The following is a 25,019-nucleotide window of genomic DNA, read 5'->3' as shown; positions in this document are numbered from 1 at the left end:
GGAGCCGGTTTTAAGGTGATCGGATAGTTTTGTGTAGAATTTATGAAGGCAGGACGGGCATAGCTTCGCCCGAATATCAAATAAAAAAGGGTTGTTATTACTTTACACCGCGTTTGAATAACCCGGGTTTCTTTGTGACTTCCGTGTAGCCGTATCCGTTAATGTCACCGTATCCGGAACCATATCCGTATCCAGCTACCCCTTGTCGTTTTATACCGTTAAAAACAATATTCAGTTTTCCCAGCTCCCTGTTCTGATACAACTCCTCCACCAGTTTCAGGTAATTTTTGGGTGTACGTTGATGGCGCACCACGTACAGCGTAGCATCACAGAAAGGAGCGATTAACCTGGCATCTGTTACCAGGCCTACCGGGGCAGAGTCAATAATGATATAATCAAAACGTTCTTTGAGTTGATGCAGCAAATGTTCCAGCTGACCATTCAAAATAAGCTCGCTGGGATTAGGAGGCATTACACCGGCAGACAGGAGATATAAAAAGTCATTGTCTCCCACCTTTCGCAGGATGTCCTGTAAAGATGCCTTACCTACCAGGTAGTTACTGATGCCGGGATCTGTACGCATATCCAGCATTTTACTGATCATTGGTTTTCGCAGATCAAATTCCAGCAGTACTACTTTCTTTTTGGCGAGGGAAAGGCTCACCGCCAGGTTCATTGATATAAAACTTTTCCCCTCTCCTGAAATGGACGATGTGACCAGTAACGTTTTGCGGTCGCCATTCAGGCCAATGTAGGATAACGAAGTTCTTAATGCTCTGAATTGTTCTGCCACCGCAGTTCTGCTGTTGTTAATCATCACCAGCGGATCTTTCCCTTCATGATACATTATTTCAGCTGCAATAGGCGCATTCGTCACTTTCTCAATATCCGCACGGAACATCACTTCCCGGTTCATCATATCTTTCACGGAAACAAATCCGGCTACAAGCGCCAGGGCGGCCAGCACGGAGATGCCCAATACCATCGGCTTCTGCGGACTGAAAGGATAAGCGGCAGATTCTGCAGCATCTACTATCCGGCTGTCTGATACCGCAGCAGCATAAGCCAACGCAGTTTCTTCCCGCTTCTCTAACAGAAAGGTGTAAATGTTATTCTTGATCACCTGCTGCCTGCTTACTTCCAGCAAGGCTTTTTCCTTGCCCGGTACACTACGGATGATACCCATATTACGGCTGTTCTCCGTTTGTAATCTTGCCATACCTGCCTGCAGGTTGGCTCGTAAGCTTCCGATATTTTCGGTGATGGCTGGTTTCAACCGATCCATCTGCCGGGTTAAACTGGCCAGCAGTGGGCTGTTTTCGCCGGTTGTTTTACGAAGCCGTTCCAGCTGTAATTCCGTTTCTGATAATTTCGTTACCAGTTCCAGCAATACCGGGTCAGAAAGACCAAGCGTGCCGGGTACAATGTTTCCACCGGGGTTCTGACTGGTAACATATTTTTCAATGGCATCCAATACGGATAACTGCATATTGGCTTCACTGATTTTCCGGTCGTTTTCCTGTACGCTGGCCAGGAACAGTTTACTTTGCTCGCTGATATCTACAATGCCTTCCGCTGTTTTAAAGCGTTCTACCTGTGTTTCTGCCCGCTCCAGTTCCGCACTCACAATACGCAGGCGTTCTTCCACAAAGTTCATGGTGTTGGTAGAAGTCCGGTTCTTATCTTCCACGGCCGCTTTATTATAAACACTGATCAGTTCATTCACAATATCTTCTCCTCTTTCCGGTGCAGCATCTGTATATTCCAGGTCTACTACGCTGCCGGCTTTGGCAGCAGGCATAATTTTCATGGTGGCCAGCAGTAGTTGCATCCATTGCTTTTCAGTCATCAGGTGCAGGGTGTAACTGGCAGTGGTATCCGGGTGTTTGCCCTGCGGTTTTATCACTAATTTCCCCCAGCGGGTTTGCAGGGTATCGCCTACCGGGTAACGTTTTCCATCTATGAATACCTGCCTGGTGGCAGCATTGTAAGTAAATGGCCACATGCCTGTTGCTGCCATTTGTATGGCGTCCGGTTCCAGGAAAACAAATTTCAGCGGGCTATCTTTATACAGTACCACATCCCTGATCTTCCCTTTTTCTATTACTTCTCCATAGAGATTAAGATTTCGTATAACCGCTTTCGTTAGGGTACGCGATTTCAGTATTTCGATTTCATTTTCCATGACGGTTTTACCGCCACCCATCAGGTCGAGCGACTGCAGCATATCGCTGGCAGCAAGGCCATTAGTGGCTTCCTGTACCAGCAGCACACCGGAAATCTTATACAATGGGGTAGCATAGCGAAGATAAAGGAAAGCTCCTGCTACCGCAACTGCCACAGCCACTGCAAACACAGGCCAGTAAGGCAGGTAGCGGGAACGGATGAGTGTAAGTACACTCAATGGCGTTTCACCTTGTTGGGTCTTATTTCCGTTTACTTTTTGCATACACTACTTATTAATAACTAAACGGTCCAGGATAATAACGAGTAAGGACAAGCTGCTGAGTACAATAGGCAGTATTTGCCTGGAACGGTCAGCAGTAGCTATCTTTGATCTGTTAGGTTCCACATATAGTATATCATTGGATTGCAAAAAATAATAGGGAGAATTAAGAATACGCTTGTCGTTCAGATCAATACGGCGTATAATCCGCTGCCCGTCTACTTCCCGGATTAACAAGACATTATTTCGTTTACCGAATACCGTTATATCTCCCGCCATTCCCAATGCTTCAAGTGCTGATATTTTTTCGTTGGTAACGTTTACTACCGTTGGTTTACTAACTTCTCCCAGGATCGTTACCCGGTAATTCAGAAAGCGTATACTGACTACCGGATCTACCAGCAGTTTACGTTCTATTAATTGATCGTGGAGATAAACAGTGAGTGCTTTTTTTGTAAGACCGGTTACTTTTACCGGTCCTATTACCGGGTATTGAATGTATCCCTGTTCATCTACCAGGAAGCCTCCCAGCATGGCACCTGCTCCGGCATTGGCGCCTCCTGCTCCGGAAGCAGAAATCATATTGGATACGTTATAAATTATTACATCCTCCGGGTTAAGACTGCTTACATTAATCTGCAGTATATCATTCTTCTGTATCCTTGGCTCAAAATTGCCATCAACGGGTGATAATATTGTGTCTTTTACATCACTGAAATAAACAGCATTTTTGGTTGACACACAGGAAGTAAACAAACAACTGAAGCATAGCAATCCCCATCCTATCCAGGTTAAGCAGGTTTTCAATATCATCATATGGCGTTTTACATCATCACTTACACTGTCCTTACGTCTCCATACAATATTAGTTCAGTTAACTCTTGCTTTCAATTACTTACTATAGTATAAATTCGGGGATTCCTTCATTTCCTGTTACTCATTAAAGTAGGTCAGCCACAAAATCAGGGAACATATCAATAAAATTAAAATCTGAGAAAAAAGAAGGCATTGTTGCAAAAAAGAGAGCAGTGAATAAATTATTTGATAAAATTTTTGAAATCAACTCTGATTTAGTGGAAACATTCAGCTTCTGATACACTTTTTTCAAATGCTGGTTCACAGTAAATACCGTAACAAACAACTGCTCTGCCATTTCCTTATATGAGTAACCCTCCTTCAGCAGCGTAACACATTCGTACTCCCGTGGGGTCAGTTTATCTTTAATACTTTCCAATGGATCTTTATTCAGATGGCTGATGAGCAGGTGCGCTGCTTTGGGAGATAGGGCGGCGCCGCTTTGCACAGTGTCCATAACAGACTGGTAGATATCACTCAAACGGCTGGTCTTAATAATATAACCGCTGGCGCCTTTTTTAATCGCTTCAATAATATACTGTTTGCTGTCATGTCCTGATAATACAATCACCTTTGTCTCGGGATAAAGCCGTTTTACTTCCTGTATACCATTAATACCTGAAATACCGGGCAAAGTGATGTCCAGCAGGACTACTTCTACATCCGGGTAAACTACCGGCAGGTCTATAAATTCCTCTATCGATTTACAGGCAAATACTACTTTACATTCCTGGAAATCTTCGAGGAACTCACGGTAATTGTTTAATAGAAAATGGTTGTCTTCAATGATTCCAATGTTAATCATACAAAAGGGAGGGTTTTCAGTTGATATGGTACAATAAAATATCTGATAAGTAAATATAGCGGGAAAAGAAATAGAGAGATAGTAAAAAATATTATTAATTTGATTTTCATTTATTTATACATAATATATAGGATTTAGTATCTCAAAACAACAATTTATAAATAATTATATATTTACATTTATACATTCCATATGAAGTATAATTATTCATTTAATTTTTATAAAACTAACTCAAATACAATACTACAAATAGTTTCAAAAGATTATCAAAACATATAATAAATAATACAATATATTATTTGTAAAAACTTCGCTATATTGTGTACGTAACCATATCTGTCCTGTCAACCCATATCCTTTGAAATAAAAACCATATCTGTTCAACCAAAAATACCCGTATGCCGAAACATATCAACAGGCATGCAGTCAGCCAAACATCTCTGATGGAAATGAAAACAGCATACATTTCTATGGCTACGCATGAATTCAAAACTCCCATTACTGCCATTTCTTCTTCAATAGAATTACTGGAAACAAAAATGCAACTCGATGAAATTATGTTACCATTCTATGAAAGGAATATTTCCCGCATCAAAGAAGAAATCATGGTGCTCAGCAATATGGTGGATGACATACTCACCACAGGAAGCATGGTAGCAGGTAATCCTGTCAGCCAGCCGGAAGGAACAGACGTAGGCACGTTTGCCAAAATGATCCGGCAGCAATACTTCCACAAACGAACAGATAAACGTCAGCTGCGGATAAAAATTTCCGGTCGTCCCCAACCGGTAAACATAGACAGGACCCAACTTGCCGGCATCCTGACCAACCTTATCAGCAATGCATTCAAATACTCCTCTGGTCCCGGCCCGTTACTAAGCCTCCATTATGGGAAAGATCAACTACGCCTCAAAGTAAAAGACAATGGTATCGGTATACCGGAGAAGGATATACGCTTTTTATTCACTCCTTTTTTCCGGGCAGGAAATGTTGGCAACAGGGAAGGTACCGGACTGGGGCTGGCAATTGTGAAATCCTTTGTTACCGCCAATAACGGCACTATCACTGTCAGCAGTGGAAAAGAAGGATCGGTTTTTACTGTTACGTTTCCTTATGCACGCAATACACAACCCTGATCATTATACCGCCACAAAGCCCGCTCCCCTCAATACGTTTTAACCCAAATCAATAGCTCTTTTACCGCAATAACATTACTGTACCCTTTAAAACATGTGACTGCTGCCGGCTATCTGTATACGTGCAGATGTATACATAAGCTTGTACTGCTGCGGGGCTTCCTTTAAAAGTCCCGTCCCAGCCGTTTTCCGGTACGGCACCGGAAAAAATCAGTTGCCCCCACCGGTCGTATACCCGTAACCGGTAGTCGTGAATAGCATCATATACTTTTGGCCGGAACACATCATTCTGTCCATCATTATTAGGGCTAAAAGCAGTAGGCATTACTACCAGGCAATTTTTCCAGGGCGATTCCACTTTAGCCATAACCCTCGCCGTAAAACGATGGCTATCCTGTATCTCAACAAAATGTTGCCCTGCCGCCAATGCAGTAAATACACTATCCGCCTGCCATCTCCCATTATCTAACCGATACTGAAAAGGTGATACTCCCCCGGTAACATGTGCTGTAATGCTGCCATCCGTCACTTCCCCGCAACTGCAAGGCTGTGCAACGGCAGTTACAACCGGCAATTCCAGGCGATCCAGCGCCGATAAATTATCTATCAGCAAGGCAATACCATACTGACTTTTATTACAGGGCGTAGTGGGATAGGCTATAAATGAAAGATAGCGGTAGGCGCCGGAGGGCCGGAGCACTGCATCGTAACGCTCCCAGCTTTCATGCGTAAAGTTCCCCGACGACCACAAAAGTTCAGCGGTATCTCCCGGCGCATTGCCGCCGTAAATAGCCAGGTTGCCATAGCAGGCCGGGTACAGGTAATAAGAAGTGTACGCCAGGTCGAAACTCAACACATAGTCCATATGCGCACTCATGGCCAACGGCAACTCCTGCCCGATACCCTCCAGGAACCCTTTGCCGCTGTGCAACCCCACGTAACTTTTTCCCGCCGATGGCAACAACTTTATTCCAAAAACACCGGGCTGTGTATCCGGTGTACCGGCAGCCACATACCAGGGATCGGGCAATATACCTTTACCTGCAGGTCCTTCCAGCGAAGGATTCCGGAGAGGTATATGCTGCGCCTCTACCCGGACGGAGAAGCTTAAAAATAGCCAGCAGCATAACATTCCGTAAATAATACCCGGTTCTGAAAACATTCGTCATATTTACTGCAGTAAAATTACCGGTTATAAAAGTGGTGGCATATACTCATATAAGTAGTTTGTATTCCCTCCGTATTTCTGTTTACCTGGAAAATATATTTCCCCATCATCACGGTTATTATTTCCCCTTCGGGAGATATATACCTCCGCAGGTCCACTCCTCCACCATCATCTCCTCATAATATTATACTACCATATCATCTCCCAAAATCAGTATAATCCTGGAAAAGACAACCCCGCCTCCTGCGGGGCAAAAAAAATCCGGAGATAGCGGTAAACCGCCATCTCCGGACCATAAATGATTTATCTGACTACAGGTTGGAAACCATTGTTCTCCAGAAAGCCGCACTGGCTTTAACTTCTGGCACATTGTAATCCCAGTTGTATTCGTATTCAGCAGAAAATAATCCTTTGAATTTCTGCGCTTTCAATGTTTCCAGCACTTTAGGCATCTGACAAACACCATTGCCCCAAACTACATCATGAGATTCAGGTGATTTATTGTTCAGATCTTTGAAATGCAGGCTCACAATATGACCGTCCAGTTTCTTGATACATTCAACCGGATCCAGTCCTGAGCGTACCCAGTGACCGATATCAGCGCAAGCGCCCATCAGTTTGCTTCTGCCTTTAATAGCCGCCAGCACGATGTCCGGGTTCCAGTAATGACTTGGTTTTGGGTGATCATGAATCGCCAGTTTGATCTGGTATTGATCACACAGGGAAGAAATCAGGTCCAGGTCCTCTTCTTTAGGCTCAGAGGTGATGCTCTGAATACCCATCCTGTTCGCGAAATCGAAAAGCATACGCCATTCTGCAGCAGATTCAGGTACTACTACGCCAAATGCTACCAACACCTTATGCTTGCGTTTAAACAGCGCTTTTACTTTTTCCTGCTGATCAGGCGACATATGGTAATCAAATTTACCTTCAATGCCACCGCCAATGGTTTGGCCGGGAAATGCTTCTACATACTGGATGCCGCAGCTATCCATCTTATCCAGCGCTTCTGCTAATGTAAAATGATTGAAGGTCCAGGCCTGTGCTCCCAGTTTCCAGCCTATTGCATCTGCCCTTGCCTGACCAGCCACGGAATTTGCAAATAATGCAACTGCCAATCCGCCTGCCAGCATCAATGCATTTTTCAGTTTTTTCATATGAATTTTTTTTTGATGATTGAAAGTAGTTGCTTTCAAGATAAAATGCAAGAACATTTTTTGAGCAGAAAGCATAAAGCAGAAAGCAAAAAGCTATTGAAACGACTGAAAAGAGCGAATAAGTCACTAAATATCCGCTTCAATCATTCGCTTCAATAGCTTTTTGCTTTCTGCTTTATGCTTTCTGCTCAAAAAAAAGTGGTAAATTTAAATCAGAAGAAGAGCTATGAGAGGAATACAATTCACCAGGTTCAACCCGGACGACAACAAGAAGCCACCTTTCCAGAAACTACTGGACCTTTTTACCCAACTCCTTACTTACACCAGCGGAGACGTATCAGAAGCCCTGCAATGGCTTACTGAACTGGATAACGAGTATAAGCTGACCAACGAGGAGTATGGGATCGGCGACTTCATTCAAGACCTGAAAGACAAAGGTTATATCCGCGAAAATGAGGAAAGCGGCGGCATAGAAATTACTTCCAAAGCAGAACAAACCATCCGCAAAAATGCACTGGAAGAAATTTTCGGTAAACTGAAAAAATCAGCCACCGGGAATCATAATGTCCGCAAATCCGGCATGGGCGATGAACTCAACGCAGAAACACGCCCCTTCGAATTCGGCGATGGCGTAGATCAGCTCGACATTACCGCCTCCATCCGTAACGCGCAGATCAATCACGGCATCGACAGTTTCTCCATCAGCCAGGACGACCTGGAAGTAAAAGAAACGGACTTCAAAACACAAACGTCCACCGCCCTGATGATCGATATCTCCCACTCCATGATCCTTTACGGGGAAGACAGGATCACACCCGCTAAAAAGGTAGCCATGGCGCTGGCAGAACTCATCACCACGCGCTATCCAAAGGATACACTGGACATCATCGTATTTGGCAACGATGCGTGGCAGATAGAAATTAAAGATCTGCCCTATCTCCAGGTAGGACCTTTCCATACCAACACCGTAGCTGGCCTGGAATTGGCCATGGACCTGCTCCGCCGCCGGCGCAATCCAAACAAGCAAATATTTATGATCACCGATGGCAAACCCACCTGCCTGAAAATAGGATCACAATATTATAAAAACAGCTTTGGCCTCGACAGGAAAATACTTAACCGTACCCTTAACCTGGCCGCACAATGCAAAAAATTAAAAATACCTATCACCACCTTTATGGTAGCCTCAGATCCCTGGCTACAGCAATTTGTACAGGAATTTACAGAAACCAATAACGGTAAAGCCTTCTTTTCCGGTACTGACAAACTCGGACAGTTTCTTTTCCGCGATTTCGAAAGCGGGAAAAGAAAATTCTATTAACAAAAATCGGGAATGACAGGTGGATGTAGTGGTAAACGCTAAGACCATTCTTCCGAATCTCCCCGTCAATCCGTAATTCGTAATTTGTAATTCGTAATTTTTTAAGATGAATACAAGCATAAAAACATTAGGCGAACTCAAAAAAAGTGGCTATAAAACAGTATCAGTAAAAGAAGAAATCAGGCGCAACCTGATCAAAAAATTAAAAAACAAAGACAGCGCCTTCCCTGGCATCATCGGTTATGAAGACACCGTTATCCCGGACACAGAAAGAGCTCTGCTCTCCCGGCATAACATCCTGTTCCTTGGCCTCCGTGGTCAGGCGAAAACACGCATGGCCCGCCAGATGATCGAGCTGCTGGATGAATATATCCCGGTAGTGGAAGGCTCAGAGGTAAATGATGATCCGTTCAATCCATTGTCACGCTACGCACGTGACCTCATCGCGGAAAAAGGTGATCAAACACCCATCACCTGGCTCCATAGCAGCGCGCGGTACGGCGAAAAACTCGCTACCCCGGACGTATCTGTAGCCGACCTCGTAGGCGATATTGATCCTATCAAAGCCGCCAACCTGAAGCTCAGCTACGCCGATGAAAGAGTGATCCACTTCGGTATCATTCCCCGCTCTAACCGCGGTATTTTCGTGATCAACGAACTCCCGGATCTGCAGGCACGCATACAGGTATCCCTGTTCAATATCCTCCAGGAAGGCGATATCCAGATCAGGGGCTTCAAAGTGAGAATGCCACTGGATATCCTGTTTGTATTTACCGCTAACCCGGAAGACTATACGAACCGCGGCTCTATTGTTACACCGCTGAAAGACAGGATCGAGAGCCAGATCATCACCCACTACCCGAAAACCATCGAAAACGCCCTGCTCATCACAGAACAGGAAGCCGATATACACGACGATCAGCTCCAGAAAGTACAGATCACCGACATGGTGAAACGCCTGATCGAACAGGTTTCTTTCGAAGCCCGTGGCAGCGAATACGTCGATAAAAAAAGTGGCGTGTCTGCCCGCCTCACGATTGCGGCCTATGAGAACGCGGTCAGCGCCGGAGAACGTCGTGCCATCATCAACAATGAAAAGGAGACACAGGTACGTATCGCCGACCTCCAGGCCATCATTCCGGCTATCACCGGTAAAATAGAACTGGTATATGAAGGCGAACAGGAAGGCCCGCTGCAGGTAGCACATAACCTGCTCGACAAAGCCATTCGTACCCTCTTTGCCCTATACTTCCCGAACCCGGATTCTTTCAAGAAAAAGAAACAGGGCGCACCCGCTGAAAACCCCTACCGTAGCGTTATCCAGTGGTTCGACAAAGGCAACTCCGTACAACTGTTACAAGACGTTAGCGACAAACAATACGAAGCTACCCTCAGCAAAGTAGAAGGACTGCGGGAACTGATCAAAGCCCGTTTCCCTAAAGCCAATAACAAGGAAGCACTGCTGCTCATGGAATTTGTGCTCCATGGCCTGTCCTCCTACTCGCTCATCAGCAAAAAAGTGGTGGAGAATGAAACGCGCTTCAGTGACCTGCTCGGGACCATGATGAACTTCAGCCTGGGCGGCGATGCAGAAGAACCGGAAGAAGAATAATACAGCGGATGTCGCCTGGGTGGCCGGATTATACTGGTTAAACTGATTTCTATTTTTTTTAAAAGATGAGGGAAGATATGTGCGGATGATTCCTGCATGTTTCTTCCCTTATCTTTTTAAATCTTATAAAATCAACATAAAAATCAGTTTAACCAGTATAATCCGGCCACCCGGACAAAATCCGCTTAAATCCTTATTATTTTTTACTATTTTGTATCTTTAAGTGTCAATTGCACAATTATAAAATTCCACAAACACGTTTTATTACATGAACAATTCCCGTAGAAACTTCATCAAATCGGCCTCCACGTTGATGGCCGGCGCAGGGCTGGTATCTGTCCTACCTTCTTCCCTGCAGGCATTACCACTTCGCACCGTGGCTGCCAGCGACCGTTTGAACATTGCAGCCATCGGTATCAATGGCATGGGCTGGGCTGATTTAACCGCCATGCTGAAAAATCCGGCGGCGCAATGCGTGGCCCTTTGTGACGTAGATAAAAACGTGCTCGATAAGCGCGTAAACGAACTGGCCGGCAAGGGTATCAAAGTCAAAGCCTACAGCGATTATCGTAAGCTGTTGGAAGACAAAGACATTGATGCAGTCATCATTGGTACACCCGACCACTGGCATTGCCTCCAGATGACGGATGCCTGCTCTGCCGGAAAAGATGTGTACGTAGAAAAGCCCATGGGCAACTCCATTATCGAATGCCGCTCCATGGTGGCTGCGCAACAACGGCATAGCCGCGCGGTACAGGTAGGGCAATGGCAACGCAGCCAGCAACATTTCAAAGATGCCATCGAATTTGTACACTCCGGCAAACTGGGACAAGTACGCCTCGTAAAAGCATGGGCCTATATGGGCTGGATGAAATCAATCCCTGTAAAACCCGATGGCACACCGCCTCCCGGCGTAGACTATGATTCCTGGCTGGGACCCGCTACCAAACGTCCTTTCAACGAAAACCGCTTTCACTTTAACTTCCGCTGGTACTGGGACTATGCCGGTGGCCTGATGACCGACTGGGGCGTGCACCTGCTCGATTACGCATTACTGGGCATGAAATCAACTGCACCCAAATCTATTATGGCAGCTGGCGGCAAATTCGCTTACCCCGATGATGCTGCGGAAACACCAGACACCCTCACCACCGTATACGAATTCGACGGCTACAACATCCAGTGGGAACAAGCCATCGGCATTGATGGAGGCCCTTATGGCCGTGACCATGGCATCGCCTTTATCGGTAACAACGGTACCCTGGTACTGGACCGCGGCGGCTGGGAAGTGATCCCGGAAAACGGTAAGATGGAAGCTGTGCCCAGGCAAAAATCCGTCGACAATGGCCTCGATCTGCATACCACCAACTTTGTGGAAGTAGTGAAGTCCCGCAAACTGGACGATCTCCACGCTCCTGTACAGGTAGGCGCGCTGGTAGCTACTACCGCGCAAATGGGTAATATCGCGTATCGCACCGGTAAAAAAATATACTGGGATGCCGGCAAAGGCGCCTTCACCGACAAGGATGCCAACAAACTGCTGGCCGCCCAATACCATAATGGTTATAAACTGCCTAACGTGACCGTATAAACGAAAAATTAGTGCCCTTTTTATCTACCTGAAAAACAAAAATAACACATGCGTACGCTATTTATATCTGCCTGCACTTTATGCTCGCTGGCTGCAACCGCACAAACAAGTGAGCAGATGAAACCCGAAGCCACAGAGGTTTGGGAGCCGGTACCCAAAGTCATTACCCCGGGTAATGAAGTGCTCACAGCCCCTTCCGATGCCATCATCCTGTTCAACGGTAAGAACCTGGACAGCTGGGAATCAGAAAAAGGTGGTCCGGCCCCATGGGAACTAAAAAACGATTTCATGACCGTTGTAAAAGGTACCGGCATGATTAAAACCAAACAACAATTCGAGGATTTCCAGTTGCACATCGAATGGCGCACACCTGCGGAAGTAAAAGGCGAAAGCCAGGGACGCGGCAACAGCGGCATTTTCATGCAGGAATATTATGAACTGCAGGTATTGGATAACTACAACAACCGCACTTACTCCAACGGCCAGGCCGGCAGCTTCTACAAACAAAAAATTCCATTGGTAAATGCCTGCAAAAAACCAGGCGAGTGGCAAACGTATGATGTGATCTGGACAGCGCCCCGCTTTAACGAAGATGGATCACTGAAATCGCCGGCACGCGCTACAGTGCTGCAAAATGGCGTGTTGGTACAAAATAATGTGGAGCTGGCAGGACAAACACAATACATTGGTAAACCGTCTTATGTAAAGCACGGCCCCAAATCTATTGCCCTACAGGATCATGGCAACCCGGTGAGCTATCGTAATATCTGGATCAGAACACTCTAAGAGCAGAAAGCATAAAGCTCAAAGCAAAAAGCTATTGGTGCGTATGATATTAGCGGAAATTCCCGTTTATCATTCGCTTCAATAGCTTTTTGCTTTGAGCTTTATGCTTTATGCTCACACAGTTGCTTCTTCAATATTGAGTGATAAATACACGGCATCACTGATAGGATTATCATAATACGCCGCAATAGGCTGAAAGCCTAATGAAGTATATAACTCAATAGCAGAACGCATATGTGCCAGGGTATCGAGTAAAATACGCTTATACCCCAGTCGTTTACTTTCTTCAATAGCGGCGCTGGCAAGGGCTTTCCCCACACCATGTCCTTTAAAGGCGTCCTTTACAAAAAGACGTTTCATCTCTGCAATACTGTTGTCGAATGATCTCACTGCTACACAACCGGCGATCTTTCCATCTACCAGCGCCAGGAACAAGGCACCTGTAGGAGGTACATATACACCTGGCAAGTGTGCCAGCTCTTCTTCAAATTGCTGAAAACTTAGGTCAACATTTAACCAATTGGCATATTCGCGAAAAAGCAGCTTCACCTGGTCCAGGTGCTTGGAATCTTCGGCGGTTACTTTAATAATCTCTGTCATAACCACTTCTTTTAATTGTATATAAAACGCAAAAAGCCTTCTGCATGCAGAAGGCCTTTTGCTTGGATAGTTGTAAACAACATGGCTTTTTAGTAGTCCTGTTGCCAGATATCTTTATTATCAAAATTACATACGCTGTGATCTATAGCATTAGTATATCATTGATAAATGTCATGCCTTCTGCTTATTCATCCTGCCTAATGCGGGGGATGCAATATAACCTTTTACATCCACATTTTCACCACTTCCTGAATAAATATTTTAGACCACTGAAACCTGCTGGCAGTAAGGGTTTAAATATGCAGTGCATGTACCGCAACAGCTCGTTCTGTCAAATAATGATAAGATAATTGTGAGGTGAGATAAAAAAGAAAAGCCGCGATATACGCGGCTTTTTCTTTTCTTTGGAGGTTCCGAGCGGATTCGAACCGCTGTACGAGGTTTTGCAGACCTCTGCCTAGCCACTCGGCCACGGAACCATTTGTGTTAAAATGTTCGCCTGATTGCCCCACTGGCGTACATTTCATCGTTTTGTGGGATTGCAAAAGTAGTGAATTTCTGATTACCACCAAATATTATTTAAAAAATATCTAAAAAATATTTTGATAATAAGGCAGAAGGAAGGAATATTGACGCTGGAAAACAGGAATTGTTGATTTGTGAAAAATAAAAATTAGTACAATGGATAATCGTATTGCTGAATCAGAACTGATCATCAACAGCCGCGGAGCGGTGTATCACCTGGACGTAAGACCGGATGAACTGGCTCACACCATCATCACCGTTGGCGATCCCGATCGTGTAAGCGCCGTAAGTCAACACTTCGATAAAATAGAAGGTAAATTTCAACACCGCGAATTTGTAACGCATACCGGTTACATCGGTAATAAACGTTTATCAGTAGTATCCACCGGCATCGGTACCGATAACATTGATATCGTACTTAATGAACTGGATGCACTCGTCAATATTGATTTCAATACCCGGCTCGTTAAACCTGATCTTACTTCTTTGCAGATTATACGCCTCGGTACTTCCGGCGCATTGCAGGAAGCCATTCCGGTAGATAGCTTCGTGGTTTCTTCGCATGGCCTGGGCCTCGATAACCTCATGCCCTACTACGCATTTGAAAACACCACCGCCGAAAAACAACTGCTGGAAGCCTTCCGCGGACAGGTATTCCTGCAACCCGGTGGCGCCAATCCATGCCTCTTTGAAGCATCCACCAAATTACACGATCATTTCAGAGATGGTTTTCATACAGGCATCACCGTTACCTGCCCCGGTTTTTATGCACCACAGGGCCGGGTGCTGCGCGGTACCTTATCCAATCCTAACCTGATCGATAACCTCACCGGCTTCTCTTACGAATCACACCGCATCACTAATTTCGAAATGGAAACATCTGCCATTTACGGAATGGGACGCGTACTCGGTCATGAATGCCTCTCTATCAGCGCCATCGTTGCAAACCGCATCCGCAAAGAATTCAGTAAAGACGGCGGTGCAGCGGTAGCCGCCCTGATCGAAAAAGGACTGGGAATCATTGCCGGTATATAAGCCATCGCTTATTTTTTTATCTTTGTCATCATGAACAATATCCACTTTTATAAATACCAGGGAACCGGAAATGACTTCGTCATCATGGATAACCGGGACGGCAAATACGACTGGCTCACAGACGAACAGGTAAATGAATTGTGCGATCGCCGCTTTGGCATCGGCGCAGACGGATTAATGTTGTTGAATAAAAGCGAAGACTACGACTTCGCCATGAAATACTACAATGCCGATGGCCGCGAAAGCTCCATGTGCGGTAATGGTGGCAGATGCCTCGTTGCTTTTGCCCACAAAATGGGTGTAGGCGATGGCAACCTCTACTTCATTGCGGTAGATGGTGAACACGAAGCCACCATGGACGGCGACAGCTGGGTAAACCTGAAAATGTCTGATGTGCATGATGTTGAACATGGTCCCCTCTATTATTACCTGAACACCGGCTCTCCACACTTCGTAAAATTTGTGGAAGACGTACAGGCAGTAGATGTTTTCAATGAAGGCCGTGGCATCCGCTACAATGAACGCTTTGCAGCCGAAGGCACCAACGTTAACTTCGTACAGCCCTTTGAAGGTGGCATTTTTGTACGCACCTACGAAAGAGGTGTGGAAGATGAAACCTACTCCTGCGGTACCGGCGTAACCGCCGCCGCACTAACATTCGCCGGCAAAGAAAACAAAGCATACATTGTACCCGTACAAACTTTAGGCGGACAACTGGAAGTACGCTTCACCAAAACCGGAGAACGTACCTTCAGCGATATCTGGCTCTGCGGCCCCGCTAAACTGGTATTTGAAGGTGATATCACCGTGAAATAATTATATCCGCTTAAAAGCAGAATGCCGGGAATACCGGCATTCTGCTTTATGTCTCCACCCTATCCAATTATAGCAGCCACTTAAATAAACCGGCATGAATTATCACTTAATGGTTGACGATAAGTTTATCAATGACTTCATTCGTGATGCAGAAAAAGTAGCTCCGGGAAAAAATGTCTATCTCATTGATAACTGGAAAAAAAACGCAAAGTTCGTCAAGTCCGACCTGGTAACTTTCGCCCCCTTTTATACACCTGCTTTTAAAGCGATCTTAAAAAAAATCACGAATAAAGATAAAGTATTTGTACACTGGGCCTCAGACCTGGCTGTACAAGCGGTACTTAGTCTGCCTTCCGATGTGCCCACCGGTATGTTCTTCTGGGGTGGTGATGTGGTAGAAGTACCAGCCTCCCGTTTCAAAAAAACGATTTACGGACCTTTGAGCCTCCCCTACTTTGAAAAAACGGAAGGACGGCCAAAGCTGAAGTTCAATCCCATGCGCCCAAAACGGGTACTAACGTCCTTCGCCCAACGTTTTTTCAATTACCAGGGTCCGGAACGCACTATACTCCGCACCCGCGACCTGTTTTTTAAAAGACTTAATTTCTTCCTCCACTGGAGTCATATCGACTACCAATGGCTGCAGAACCATTATACCACACCGGCACAACATAAATATTTCTTTTACGACTGTGGCCAGAAACCGGATGCGGCGGAACAGGCAGTGATCAATGCTGCTGCCAAAAGCAATGGCGTTACCACCATCCTGCTGGGCAACTCAGACACCATTACCAACAACCACCTGGAAGCGTTACAAGCTTTATCAGCTTACAAAGACCAGCCCATTAAGCTGGTAATTCCGCTGAATTATGGCAATACCCAATACGCCGACTTCGTGCAAAGTGAAGCTATCCGCATCTTTGGTGCAGACAAAGTAATGGCGCTACGCAGCTTCCTTGCCCGTGATGAATACTATAAAATGCTGGCACAGGTAGATGTAGCAGTGATGTTCCACTACCGTTCACAAGCTGCCGGCAACGTACTGGCGCTGTTATACAGAGGTAAAAAAATATTCCTGCACAGCAACAGCACCCTATATGAGCTGCTGAAAACAAATGATATCGCCGTTTTTGATTCCAAAGAAATCGGAACCATGGATTTTGAAGAATTTAAAACGCCACTGAATGCGGCTACTATTCAAAAGAACGTGGAAATTGTAGATAGGTTGTTTGATGAGAAAATGAAGATGGAAGCATTGAAGGAAATATTGAATTAACCACTATTTAAATAGTTTATTTATCAAGATGATAGCGGCATAGCCGATTATAATTGCTATGCCTAAAAACACAACGAGGCGGATTACTCCTTCCACACTGGTGCCAACAAAAACACATGTCACTAACACCGTTGTTGAAACCATAACGACTATATTTCGGGGTGCTTTGAACCAGTTGATCAACTTATTTATCATAAAACACTAAAGCCTTCATTGACTAGTGGTATCACAACATGTGATACCACTAAAAACTTACTCCTCCCTTCTTCCTCTTAACTTATTCCACGTGGTATACACAGTACTATTAATATCGCCCGACACCTTGAACACCAGTATCAGCGAAGCAAATATCACCACAAACAAAGCGCTTCTGATGGCAATATCAATAAAAGGATGAATGATAAAAGGAATCCACATGCAGGCAAGATAAGCTACCAGCGATATCGCCAGCGCTTTTACCGTATCCCAGTTAAAAGGTTGCAAACCAAATTTTATCCAGATAAACAAGTACCGGATGAGGTTAAATATAAATATGGAAATCAGCTCGGCATAGCCAGAACCGTCCAGGCCAAAATCATTGATCAGGTAAAAGTTTAGTGGGAAAGAGAAAGCCAGTAACACAATGGAGCTATACAGGTCGTAGCGCCAGAAACGGGAAGTAGCCAGCACCTGGCTATTCAGGCCGGTCCCCATGTCAATCACCCTGGCAATACCAAAATACAGCACCACATATTTTCCGCTGCTATACCCTTCTGGCAACAGCATAAAAAAATTATCGATATTTAACCAGATCACCAGGAAAATGAACATTGCGTAAATCAACTGCAGCAAAGAAGACTTCGTGTATACTTCATCTATCTTCTTCATATCTCTTTCCTTCCAGGCCTGTGCTAATACCGGCAATCCAATAGTAGAAATACTACGCTGTGGTATTAAAATCAACATGGACACGTAAGTCACAATGGTCAGGTAGGCCACATCTCCCAAACCATTCTTGCTCGCCAGGATAAGCGGAGCCAGGTTTTTCGCCAGCAGCGTAAACAACGTAGCACCCAACAGCGAAACCGAATAGGTAAGCATCTGCCGGGACAACCTGCGGGTCACGTTGCTCACCTTAAAAGTGAAATGCAGATAATGGTGCCGGTAAAGATATATCATCAGCACCAGCAATAACGCACCATATAACAAGGAAAAAAGCCAGAGGAAAACATCTAAACTGATCCAACGGAAATAATATGCGCCTATCAACACGGTCGTTAATAAACGCATTACCAGCTCTTTCAGAAAGTTCGGGAACACCGACAAATGACGGGAGGCACTGTAGCTCTCGAACACGCCAAACAGGGCAAATAAAAAAACGTTAGGATATAACAGGTAGAAATAAGTAACGAATAAAGGGGATTTGTCTTTATAAGCATTGATGATCGACTCCCTAAAAAAGATGCTCCCCAACACAAATAAGCTAAACCCTATCAATGTTGCCAGCACCGACCAGGTTAACATATCGTTATCTTTATTCTTTACATGACTGGCATAATAAGGGAAAAAACGGCTGATGGTAGGGACAGCACTCAGGGTACAAATCGGCACGAGGACCATGGCAATTTCTGGCAACAACCGGGTTAATCCGAACTCATTCTTCCCGAATACATGGGGAAACAGGATGACAACATTAATAGCTCCTACCGCAAAACCAATGTAAATCAGCAATGTTGACTTTATACTCTGTTGTTTTATTACGCCCATTTATATATAAATAAAATTAATTATTCCCAATGTGCAATATTACGTAATATGGAAGAGGATTCAACATTTTAACTACCTTTGCGCCCGATGATCCAGTATTTCACAAATATAGATTCCAAAACTGTAGAAATAAAACAGCCTGAAAACGGCGCCTGGGTGAATATTACCCCTCCGCTGAAACAGGCCGAATTTGAACAGTTATCCGAAGAGTTGGATATCCCCCTGGACTTCCTCACGGATTCCCTCGATATCGACGAAAAATCAAGGTTTGAGCTGGAAGACAATGTGAAACTCATTGTACTGAAAACCCCCACCGAAAATAATTCCATCAACGAAAGTGATGCCTTCTATATCACGATCCCGATTGTAATTATCCTGACCCACCACCAGATTATCACGGTCAACTCCTTCGATAATACGGCGATCAAGAAATTCCTGAACACCTTCCATAACCGCTCTCCCGAGAAAAGGAATATGATGGTGCTCAAGATCTTCGAAAAAGTGGTCATCAACTTCCTGGATTATCTGAAAGAAATCAACCAGCGCAGGAACATGCTGGAAGCGAAACTTTATGATTCCAACCGGAATGAAGAGTTATTAGGGATCATGCGGATCCAGAAAAGCCTGGTATACTTCGTGACCGCCCTGCGCAGCAATGAACTCCTGCTGATGAAACTGGAACGTACCAATTTCCTGGGCCTCAATGAAGATGAGAAAGAATTCCTGCAGGATTTGATTGTAGACACTTCCCAGGCGCTGGAAATGGCCAATGTATACACCAATATCCTCAGCAGTACCATGGATGCCTTTGCCAGCATCATCTCCAATAACCTGAACGTGGTAATGAAGCGCTTAACGTCTATTACCATCATCCTTACATTTCCCATGCTGGTAGCCAGTATCTATGGCATGAACGTAGACATTCCCTATCAGCATACCATGCACGCCTTCTATATACCAGTAATCCTTTCCATCGCTATTTCTGTAGTGATCAGCTGGTATTTTATGAAGAAGAAATGGTTCTAACCATTAATTGATACTACCATATGAAAACAGGATTTAACGTAAGAGTATACGGCATCATGATCAATGAACACCAACAGGTGCTGGTCAGCGATGAGTATATCCGTGGGGGTTATTATACCAAATTTCCCGGCGGTGGCCTCGAATTTGGAGAAGGAACCATCGAATGTGTGATAAGAGAATGGCAGGAAGAACTGGGGCAAGATGTAAAAGTTGTGGAGCACATTTATACTACCGACTTCTTCCAGATCTCTGCATTTGATAATGAAACACAAATCATCTCCATCTATTACCTGGTAACACCTACCTCACCATTTACTGCCAACGTCAGCACCAAACCCTTCGACTTTACCGTACCGGAAGGCGTGGAAGAAGTAGAGCGCGCCCGCTGGATCGACTGGCGTGAGTTTTCCGCCGATGCGGTGACTTTACCCATTGATAAAGTAGTAGCGGATATTATTAAGGAAAGATATTAATTGAGCATAAAGCGTAAAGCTGAAAGCAAAAAGCCATCGGAGCGAATGATTAATGCGGATAAATAATATACCCGCTGGTTAATCGCTCTGATGGCTTTTTGCTTTATGCTTTATGCTTTCTGCTAATCACTAACAATCGGGTCAACGAGCGGATGCTCCTTCCCCATTGCCGCTAATTTCATTTTCTTTGCCAGATCATGCCCCAGGAAACGTTCTATCCGGTGTTCCAACAGGTAGATCAACGGCGTAAGCGCTACTGCCAATACAAATTTGTAGCTGTAGTTCACCATACAAATGGCCAACACCCTTTGCCAGCTCCAGTTATTCCCCAGCTTAAAGGCAATAAATAATACGATGAAGCTGTCTACCAACTGCGATACAATAGTGGAGCCGGTTGCCCGCAACCATACGTGTTTATCGCCCGTGCGTTTTTTAATGCGGTGAAATACCGTAACATCCACGATCTGGCTTACCAGGAAAGCGGTTAAGCTACCGAGGATGATCCACATGCCCTGTCCGAAAATACTTGTAAAGGCCGTTTGCATATTGGGAACACCGTCGGCTGCCTTGCTGCCTACCCACCAGCCGTCGGCCGGCACATTGATAGCCACCAGGAACATAATGAACGCATAGGAAATCAATGCCACCGCGATATAAGAAATACGGCGCACCGCCTTCGGACCAAAATATTCATTCACAATATCTGTCATCACAAACTCCAACGGCCATAATAACACCCCTGCGGTTAAAGTATAGGACAGGCCCGACTCTCCAAACAGGGTGAATTTATGCGGCGTCATACCGAATAGCTGTTCCAGCGAAAATAGTTTACCGCCAATACATTCTGCAATCAATGCGTTGGCCACAAAAAAACTGGTGAATATAACGAACAGCTTGGTAGGCTTGTCGTTTAATAACTGTTTGATCATTTAGTAATTAACTATGAGTTGAAATATAAAAATGGCAATGTTGAGCAAATATAACCAGGGAGGCAGTGTCTTCCATTGTATTTTTTTTAACAATAAGAGTACCCCTGTCAACACACACACCAATCCATTCAACGGAAAAGCAATCCCTACACCCAGTACCAGCACATGATTCACGATAGTATCTAACGCATGATCATATACGGTAATACGCAGGATTTCACTGATGAGAAAGCACAGATTGCATATAAATGCAAATTTTAAAAGGAACCGTATCCAGCGCATATTGAAATTTCGGATAAATTACAGTTATTTTTGTTTCTTTAAAACTAAATCCAAAATATCCGATGAAGCAAAACTGGCTAAAAGCCATTCTTCCGCACCTTGCAGCAATAGGTATCTTCCTGCTGCTGGCAGTGGTGTATTGTTCTCCCGTCCTGGAAGGCAAAGTTGTAAACCAGGCCGACATGAAAAATGTGGAGGGAATGGCGAAAGAGGCAAAGGACTTTTATGAAGCAACCGGTGAACGCCCTTTATGGACCAACAGCATGTTTTCAGGCATGCCGTCTTACGTGATTTATACCGGCCCGGGTACCAACCGGGTGGCCTGGATGAACACCATCGCGACCCTGAAAACACCATTCCCTATTAATATGTTGTTCCTGGCCATGTTGAGCATGTACCTGCTCCTCTGTATCCTGGACTTCAAATACTGGATCCGCATCATGGGTGCCGTTGCCTTCACGTTTTGCTCCTACAACGTGATCATTATAGACGTAGGCCATATCACCAAAATGTTCGACATCGCCCTCATGCCGGCTGTACTGGCGGGAATTATTCTCACCTACCGCGGTAAACTGATCACCGGTGCTGCATTAACAGCATTGGCTACCGGCATGCTCATCTATAATAACCACCTGCAGATTATTTATTATACCCTCATCATGGTGGGCTGCCTGGCAATAGGCGCCTTTATTCATGCCCTTCGGGAGAAGCAAATACCACAGTTCCTGAAAGCATCCGGTCTGCTGGCCATTGCCGGCGCACTGGCCATACTTACTTCTATGGACAGCCTGTTGATGCTCCGCGAGTATACCGACTATACCATGCGTGGCAGCAAATCTGAGCTTACCCTCGACCAGGGCGATATTGCACAAAAGAAATCTACCGGCCTGGATATAGATTACGCATACGACTGGAGTTATGGTAAAGCCGAATCAGGTACCTTCCTCATCCCTGGCTACGTAGGTAACTCCTCCGCACAGAAACTGGGCAGCAATTCCAATTTCGCGCAGCAAATGATCAGCCTGGGCGTACCTGCGCAACAGGTAGAACAGTTTGTAGAACAACAGAAATTGCCGGTATACTACGGCGCCCAGGCCAAAGGCACTTCCGGCCCGGTATATGTAGGCGCTATCATCTGCTTTCTTTTCGTATTATCGTTACTGTTAGTGAAAAGCTGGCATAAATGGTGGCTGGTAGGTGTAACTATTGTTGGCTTTATACTGGCATGGGGTAAAAACATGGCATTCATCAATGATTTCCTGTTCTATCATCTCCCCCTCTACAATAAATTCCGCGCGCCTGCACAGGCACTGGTATTACCCTCCCTTACTTTCGTAGTGCTGGGCTGCTGGGGCTTACAGGAGGTAATCGCCAGCAAACTCACCAAAGCAGAACTGCTGAAAAAATTGAAAGAAGCCCTGCTCATTACCGGTGGTATACTCCTCGGCTTCGTACTCATCAGCTACTTCTTCACCGGCTTCAGCAGCGCCAGCGATGCCAACATGCAAGGCTATTTCGCACAGATGATGGGCGGCGAAGAAAACGGCAAACTCCTGATCCGCGCCCTGGAGAAAGATCGCAGCAGCCTCCTCATCAAAGATGCATTCCGCTCCGCTATCTTCATCCTCATCGCTGCCGGCGCTATCTGGGCTTACCTCCAGGATAAAATAAAATGGCAGGCCGCCCTGCTGATCATCACCGGCGCTGTGGCTATCGACCTGTTACAGGTAGATAGAAATTACCTGAATAACGACAGCTTCGTAGATGATCTCAGCTATATGCAGGTATTACAGCCATCACCTGCCGATCAGCAGATCAAGCAGGATCCGGATCCATATTACCGCGTATTTAACGTTACCACCGCACCATTCGATGATGCATCTCCTTCCTACTTCCACAAAAACATTGGTGGCTATAGCCCTGCTAAATTGTGGATCTACCAGGATCTCATCACCCACCAGATCTCAAAACAAAATATGCACGTGCTGAATATGCTCAACACGAAATATTTTATTGTACCAGATCAGAAAAGTGGTCAACCGGTGGCGCAACGCAACCCCGGCGCTTATGGTAATGCCTGGTTTGTAAAAGATATCGTTTGGGCGCCAGATGCCAACACGGAAATGAAAACGCTGGATTACCTGAACACCCGCGATTCTGCCGTGATCGACAAACGCTTCGCCGCACAGATGGGCAATTTCAAAACCAGCGCCGATAGCAGCGCCAGCATCAAGCTCACCAAATACGGCCTGAATAAACTGGAATATGCTTCGCACAACCCCCAGGATGGCTTCGGCGTATTCTCTGAAATATACTACCCTGCCGGCTGGAAAGCATTTATCGATGACAAACCCACCGATATCATCCGCACCAACTACGCCCTGCGCGGCCTTAAAATTCCTGCAGGTGATCATAAAATTGAAATGCGCTTCGAACCTACTACCATTTTCACTGGTTTGAAAATCGCCAACATCTCCTCCGCATTGCTGCTGCTGATAGTAATCGGCGTGTTTGGATGGGAGTTTTTTCAATATCTGAAGAAGGAGCGGAAAGCATAAAGCAGAAAGCAAAAAGCTATTGAGGCGATTGACAAGAGCGAGTATTTGATTACTTATTCGCTTTTGTCAATCGCCTCAATAGCTTTTTGCTTTCTGCTTTATGCTTTCTGCTCCACTAATATCGCTTGGAAAAGATGTATCGCAGTCCAATAAACAAATGATGCGCAAAATTAGGGATATGCCCATAGTAGCGGCTTAATATCTTATACCGCTCTTTCCAGGCCAGTTGCTGATGTTGCTTGGAAGTACCTCCTACCCTGAATCGCGCTACCACTACATGTGTATGGCAAATGTTCCTGGACGCTTTTAAAGTGCGGATCATCCAGTCTATATCTGCACAAACTTTATATTGTAAATCATACAACGGGCTTAAACTCCTACGAATGATGTACGCCTGATGCGATACCACCATGCCATGTTTCAGGCTTTTCCAGGTAAGTTGCTCCGGTACTTTATGCGGCGTTTGTTCAGAACGCAAACCAATGTCAACACCATTTTCATCCATGAACATGGCTTCCCCATAGTACACGTCTGCATGGGCACAGGTGGCAAACATTTTACTCACCACGTCTGTATCTGCCAATACATCATCTGCATTTAAAAACAACAGGTAATCACCCGTAGCCAGCTGCATGCCCTTATTCATGGCATCATACAGGCCCTTATCCTTTTCAGAAATCACTTTGGCAATACGGGAACGGTATTTTTCAATCACGCCCAGTGTATTATCCTTAGAGGCGCCATCCACAATGATATATTCTATATGCGGGTAGGTTTGCGCCAGCACGCTCTGAATCGTGCTTTCTATAAATTTCTCCGCATTAAAACACACGGTGATAATGCTCAATACCGGGTTTGCTGACTGACTCATGTAAA

The 25,019-nt window shown here is 45.2% G+C and carries 20 protein-coding genes and 1 tRNA gene; 11 read left to right on the top strand and 10 right to left on the bottom strand.

All coding sequences use genetic code 11. The features are described from left to right. Positions 1-97: 97 nt before the first annotated feature. The 3 genes from J7623_RS27280 to J7623_RS27270 form a co-directional block, all read right to left on the bottom strand. Positions 98-2,449, bottom strand: a complete 2,352-nt coding sequence (locus J7623_RS27280) for a polysaccharide biosynthesis tyrosine autokinase (protein ID WP_291927016.1) — start codon at positions 2,447-2,449, stop codon at positions 98-100. Between the two features lie 3 nt (positions 2,450-2,452). Continuing rightward, entirely contained in the window at positions 2,453-3,262 is an 810-nt protein-coding gene (locus J7623_RS27275; RefSeq protein ID WP_291927014.1) for a polysaccharide biosynthesis/export family protein, read from the bottom strand. 124 nt (positions 3,263-3,386) lie between these two features. Further along, the gene (locus J7623_RS27270) at positions 3,387-4,106 is read right to left on the bottom strand and encodes a response regulator transcription factor (protein ID WP_291927011.1); all 720 of its coding nucleotides are present in this window, start codon (positions 4,104-4,106) and stop codon (positions 3,387-3,389) included. Between the two features lie 398 nt (positions 4,107-4,504). Here J7623_RS27270 and J7623_RS27265 point away from each other — a divergent pair, with 398 nt between their 5' ends. After that, positions 4,505-5,242 (top strand): HAMP domain-containing sensor histidine kinase, encoded by a 738-nt coding sequence (locus tag J7623_RS27265; RefSeq protein ID WP_291927008.1) that lies wholly within the window; start codon positions 4,505-4,507, stop codon positions 5,240-5,242. A gap of 61 nt (positions 5,243-5,303) precedes the next feature. Here J7623_RS27265 and J7623_RS27260 read toward each other — a convergent pair whose 3' ends face one another. Further along, positions 5,304-6,404: a gliding motility-associated C-terminal domain-containing protein gene (locus J7623_RS27260; protein WP_291927005.1), complete on the bottom strand. Its 1,101-nt coding sequence runs from the start codon at positions 6,402-6,404 to the stop codon at positions 5,304-5,306. A gap of 317 nt (positions 6,405-6,721) precedes the next feature. Beyond that, complete coding sequence (locus J7623_RS27255; protein ID WP_291927002.1) at positions 6,722-7,567, bottom strand: sugar phosphate isomerase/epimerase; 846 nt, start codon at positions 7,565-7,567, stop codon at positions 6,722-6,724. Positions 7,568-7,793: 226 nt separating this feature from the next. Between J7623_RS27255 and J7623_RS27250 the strand changes: the two genes are divergently transcribed. From J7623_RS27250 to J7623_RS27235, 4 genes are all read left to right on the top strand, one after another. Then, on the top strand, positions 7,794-8,888 hold the full coding sequence (locus tag J7623_RS27250) for a VWA domain-containing protein (RefSeq protein WP_291926999.1): 1,095 nt from the start codon (positions 7,794-7,796) through the stop codon (positions 8,886-8,888). Between the two features lie 106 nt (positions 8,889-8,994). Next, entirely contained in the window at positions 8,995-10,500 is a 1,506-nt protein-coding gene (locus J7623_RS27245) for a sigma 54-interacting transcriptional regulator (protein ID WP_291926996.1), read from the top strand. A 268-nt stretch (positions 10,501-10,768) separates the two neighbouring features. Further along, positions 10,769-12,091: a Gfo/Idh/MocA family oxidoreductase gene (locus J7623_RS27240; protein WP_291926994.1), complete on the top strand. Its 1,323-nt coding sequence runs from the start codon at positions 10,769-10,771 to the stop codon at positions 12,089-12,091. 48 nt (positions 12,092-12,139) lie between these two features. Then, positions 12,140-12,877: a DUF1080 domain-containing protein gene (locus J7623_RS27235; RefSeq protein WP_291926991.1), complete on the top strand. Its 738-nt coding sequence runs from the start codon at positions 12,140-12,142 to the stop codon at positions 12,875-12,877. A 114-nt stretch (positions 12,878-12,991) separates the two neighbouring features. Here J7623_RS27235 and J7623_RS27230 read toward each other — a convergent pair whose 3' ends face one another. After that, positions 12,992-13,477: a GNAT family N-acetyltransferase gene (locus J7623_RS27230; protein ID WP_291926989.1), complete on the bottom strand. Its 486-nt coding sequence runs from the start codon at positions 13,475-13,477 to the stop codon at positions 12,992-12,994. A 405-nt stretch (positions 13,478-13,882) separates the two neighbouring features. Then, positions 13,883-13,956: transfer RNA gene (locus J7623_RS27225), tRNA-Cys, on the bottom strand. Positions 13,957-14,158: 202 nt separating this feature from the next. Between J7623_RS27225 and J7623_RS27220 the strand changes: the two genes are divergently transcribed. The 3 genes from J7623_RS27220 (at position 14,159) to J7623_RS27210 (ending at position 17,129) form a co-directional block, all read left to right on the top strand. Next, the gene (locus tag J7623_RS27220) at positions 14,159-15,037 is read left to right on the top strand and encodes a nucleoside phosphorylase (protein ID WP_291926987.1); all 879 of its coding nucleotides are present in this window, start codon (positions 14,159-14,161) and stop codon (positions 15,035-15,037) included. Positions 15,038-15,067: 30 nt separating this feature from the next. Further along, entirely contained in the window at positions 15,068-15,853 is a 786-nt protein-coding gene (dapF, locus tag J7623_RS27215) for a diaminopimelate epimerase (RefSeq protein WP_291926984.1), read from the top strand. Positions 15,854-15,947: 94 nt separating this feature from the next. Then, the gene (locus tag J7623_RS27210; RefSeq protein ID WP_291926980.1) at positions 15,948-17,129 is read left to right on the top strand and encodes a TDP-N-acetylfucosamine:lipid II N-acetylfucosaminyltransferase; all 1,182 of its coding nucleotides are present in this window, start codon (positions 15,948-15,950) and stop codon (positions 17,127-17,129) included. Between the two features lie 252 nt (positions 17,130-17,381). On the opposite strand, the gene J7623_RS27205 is transcribed toward J7623_RS27210, so the two are convergent. Then, positions 17,382-18,875 carry a lipopolysaccharide biosynthesis protein gene (locus J7623_RS27205; RefSeq protein WP_291926978.1) on the bottom strand — a complete coding sequence of 498 codons (1,494 nt, stop codon included), beginning with the start codon at positions 18,873-18,875 and terminating at the stop codon, positions 17,382-17,384. A gap of 87 nt (positions 18,876-18,962) precedes the next feature. Here J7623_RS27205 and J7623_RS27200 point away from each other — a divergent pair, with 87 nt between their 5' ends. Both J7623_RS27200 and J7623_RS27195 read left to right on the top strand, forming a co-directional pair. Continuing rightward, entirely contained in the window at positions 18,963-19,901 is a 939-nt protein-coding gene (locus J7623_RS27200) for a magnesium transporter CorA family protein (RefSeq protein ID WP_145670833.1), read from the top strand. A gap of 20 nt (positions 19,902-19,921) precedes the next feature. Then, a complete protein-coding gene (locus J7623_RS27195) occupies positions 19,922-20,374 on the top strand; it encodes an NUDIX domain-containing protein (RefSeq protein WP_291926967.1) in 453 nt (150 codons plus the stop codon). A 122-nt stretch (positions 20,375-20,496) separates the two neighbouring features. On the opposite strand, the gene J7623_RS27190 is transcribed toward J7623_RS27195, so the two are convergent. Then, positions 20,497-21,303 (bottom strand): queuosine precursor transporter, encoded by an 807-nt coding sequence (locus J7623_RS27190; RefSeq protein WP_291926964.1) that lies wholly within the window; start codon positions 21,301-21,303, stop codon positions 20,497-20,499. Positions 21,304-21,647: 344 nt separating this feature from the next. Between J7623_RS27190 and J7623_RS27185 the strand changes: the two genes are divergently transcribed. Further along, positions 21,648-24,143 (top strand): YfhO family protein, encoded by a 2,496-nt coding sequence (locus J7623_RS27185; protein WP_291926961.1) that lies wholly within the window; start codon positions 21,648-21,650, stop codon positions 24,141-24,143. 115 nt (positions 24,144-24,258) lie between these two features. Here J7623_RS27185 and J7623_RS27180 read toward each other — a convergent pair whose 3' ends face one another. After that, positions 24,259-25,014: a glycosyltransferase family 2 protein gene (locus J7623_RS27180; RefSeq protein ID WP_291926957.1), complete on the bottom strand. Its 756-nt coding sequence runs from the start codon at positions 25,012-25,014 to the stop codon at positions 24,259-24,261. Between the last annotated feature and the right edge of the window lie 5 nt (positions 25,015-25,019).

The sequence above is a fragment of the Chitinophaga sp. genome, assembly GCF_017745275.1.
In the GTDB taxonomy this organism is placed as follows: domain Bacteria; phylum Bacteroidota; class Bacteroidia; order Chitinophagales; family Chitinophagaceae; genus Chitinophaga.
Note: the sequence above shows the minus strand (reverse complement) of the source record. Positions and strands in the feature narration are given on the sequence as shown.

What these genes read in the sequence shown, in the direction of transcription:
- J7623_RS27280 (WP_291927016.1), bottom strand. Translation starts at nt 2,449, where the DNA reads ATGCAAAAAGTAAACGGAAATAAGACCCAACAAGGTGAAACGCCATTG.
- J7623_RS27275 (WP_291927014.1), bottom strand. Translation starts at nt 3,262, where the DNA reads ATGATGATATTGAAAACCTGCTTAACCTGGATAGGATGGGGATTGCTA.
- J7623_RS27270 (WP_291927011.1), bottom strand. Translation starts at nt 4,106, where the DNA reads ATGATTAACATTGGAATCATTGAAGACAACCATTTTCTATTAAACAAT.
- J7623_RS27265 (WP_291927008.1), top strand. Translation starts at nt 4,505, where the DNA reads ATGCCGAAACATATCAACAGGCATGCAGTCAGCCAAACATCTCTGATG.
- J7623_RS27260 (WP_291927005.1), bottom strand. Translation starts at nt 6,404, where the DNA reads ATGTTTTCAGAACCGGGTATTATTTACGGAATGTTATGCTGCTGGCTA.
- J7623_RS27255 (WP_291927002.1), bottom strand. Translation starts at nt 7,567, where the DNA reads ATGAAAAAACTGAAAAATGCATTGATGCTGGCAGGCGGATTGGCAGTT.
- J7623_RS27250 (WP_291926999.1), top strand. Translation starts at nt 7,794, where the DNA reads ATGAGAGGAATACAATTCACCAGGTTCAACCCGGACGACAACAAGAAG.
- J7623_RS27245 (WP_291926996.1), top strand. Translation starts at nt 8,995, where the DNA reads ATGAATACAAGCATAAAAACATTAGGCGAACTCAAAAAAAGTGGCTAT.
- J7623_RS27240 (WP_291926994.1), top strand. Translation starts at nt 10,769, where the DNA reads ATGAACAATTCCCGTAGAAACTTCATCAAATCGGCCTCCACGTTGATG.
- J7623_RS27235 (WP_291926991.1), top strand. Translation starts at nt 12,140, where the DNA reads ATGCGTACGCTATTTATATCTGCCTGCACTTTATGCTCGCTGGCTGCA.
- J7623_RS27230 (WP_291926989.1), bottom strand. Translation starts at nt 13,477, where the DNA reads ATGACAGAGATTATTAAAGTAACCGCCGAAGATTCCAAGCACCTGGAC.
- J7623_RS27220 (WP_291926987.1), top strand. Translation starts at nt 14,159, where the DNA reads ATGGATAATCGTATTGCTGAATCAGAACTGATCATCAACAGCCGCGGA.
- dapF (WP_291926984.1), top strand. Translation starts at nt 15,068, where the DNA reads ATGAACAATATCCACTTTTATAAATACCAGGGAACCGGAAATGACTTC.
- J7623_RS27210 (WP_291926980.1), top strand. Translation starts at nt 15,948, where the DNA reads ATGAATTATCACTTAATGGTTGACGATAAGTTTATCAATGACTTCATT.
- J7623_RS27205 (WP_291926978.1), bottom strand. Translation starts at nt 18,875, where the DNA reads ATGGGCGTAATAAAACAACAGAGTATAAAGTCAACATTGCTGATTTAC.
- J7623_RS27200 (WP_145670833.1), top strand. Translation starts at nt 18,963, where the DNA reads ATGATCCAGTATTTCACAAATATAGATTCCAAAACTGTAGAAATAAAA.
- J7623_RS27195 (WP_291926967.1), top strand. Translation starts at nt 19,922, where the DNA reads ATGAAAACAGGATTTAACGTAAGAGTATACGGCATCATGATCAATGAA.
- J7623_RS27190 (WP_291926964.1), bottom strand. Translation starts at nt 21,303, where the DNA reads ATGATCAAACAGTTATTAAACGACAAGCCTACCAAGCTGTTCGTTATA.
- J7623_RS27185 (WP_291926961.1), top strand. Translation starts at nt 21,648, where the DNA reads ATGAAGCAAAACTGGCTAAAAGCCATTCTTCCGCACCTTGCAGCAATA.
- J7623_RS27180 (WP_291926957.1), bottom strand. Translation starts at nt 25,014, where the DNA reads ATGAGTCAGTCAGCAAACCCGGTATTGAGCATTATCACCGTGTGTTTT.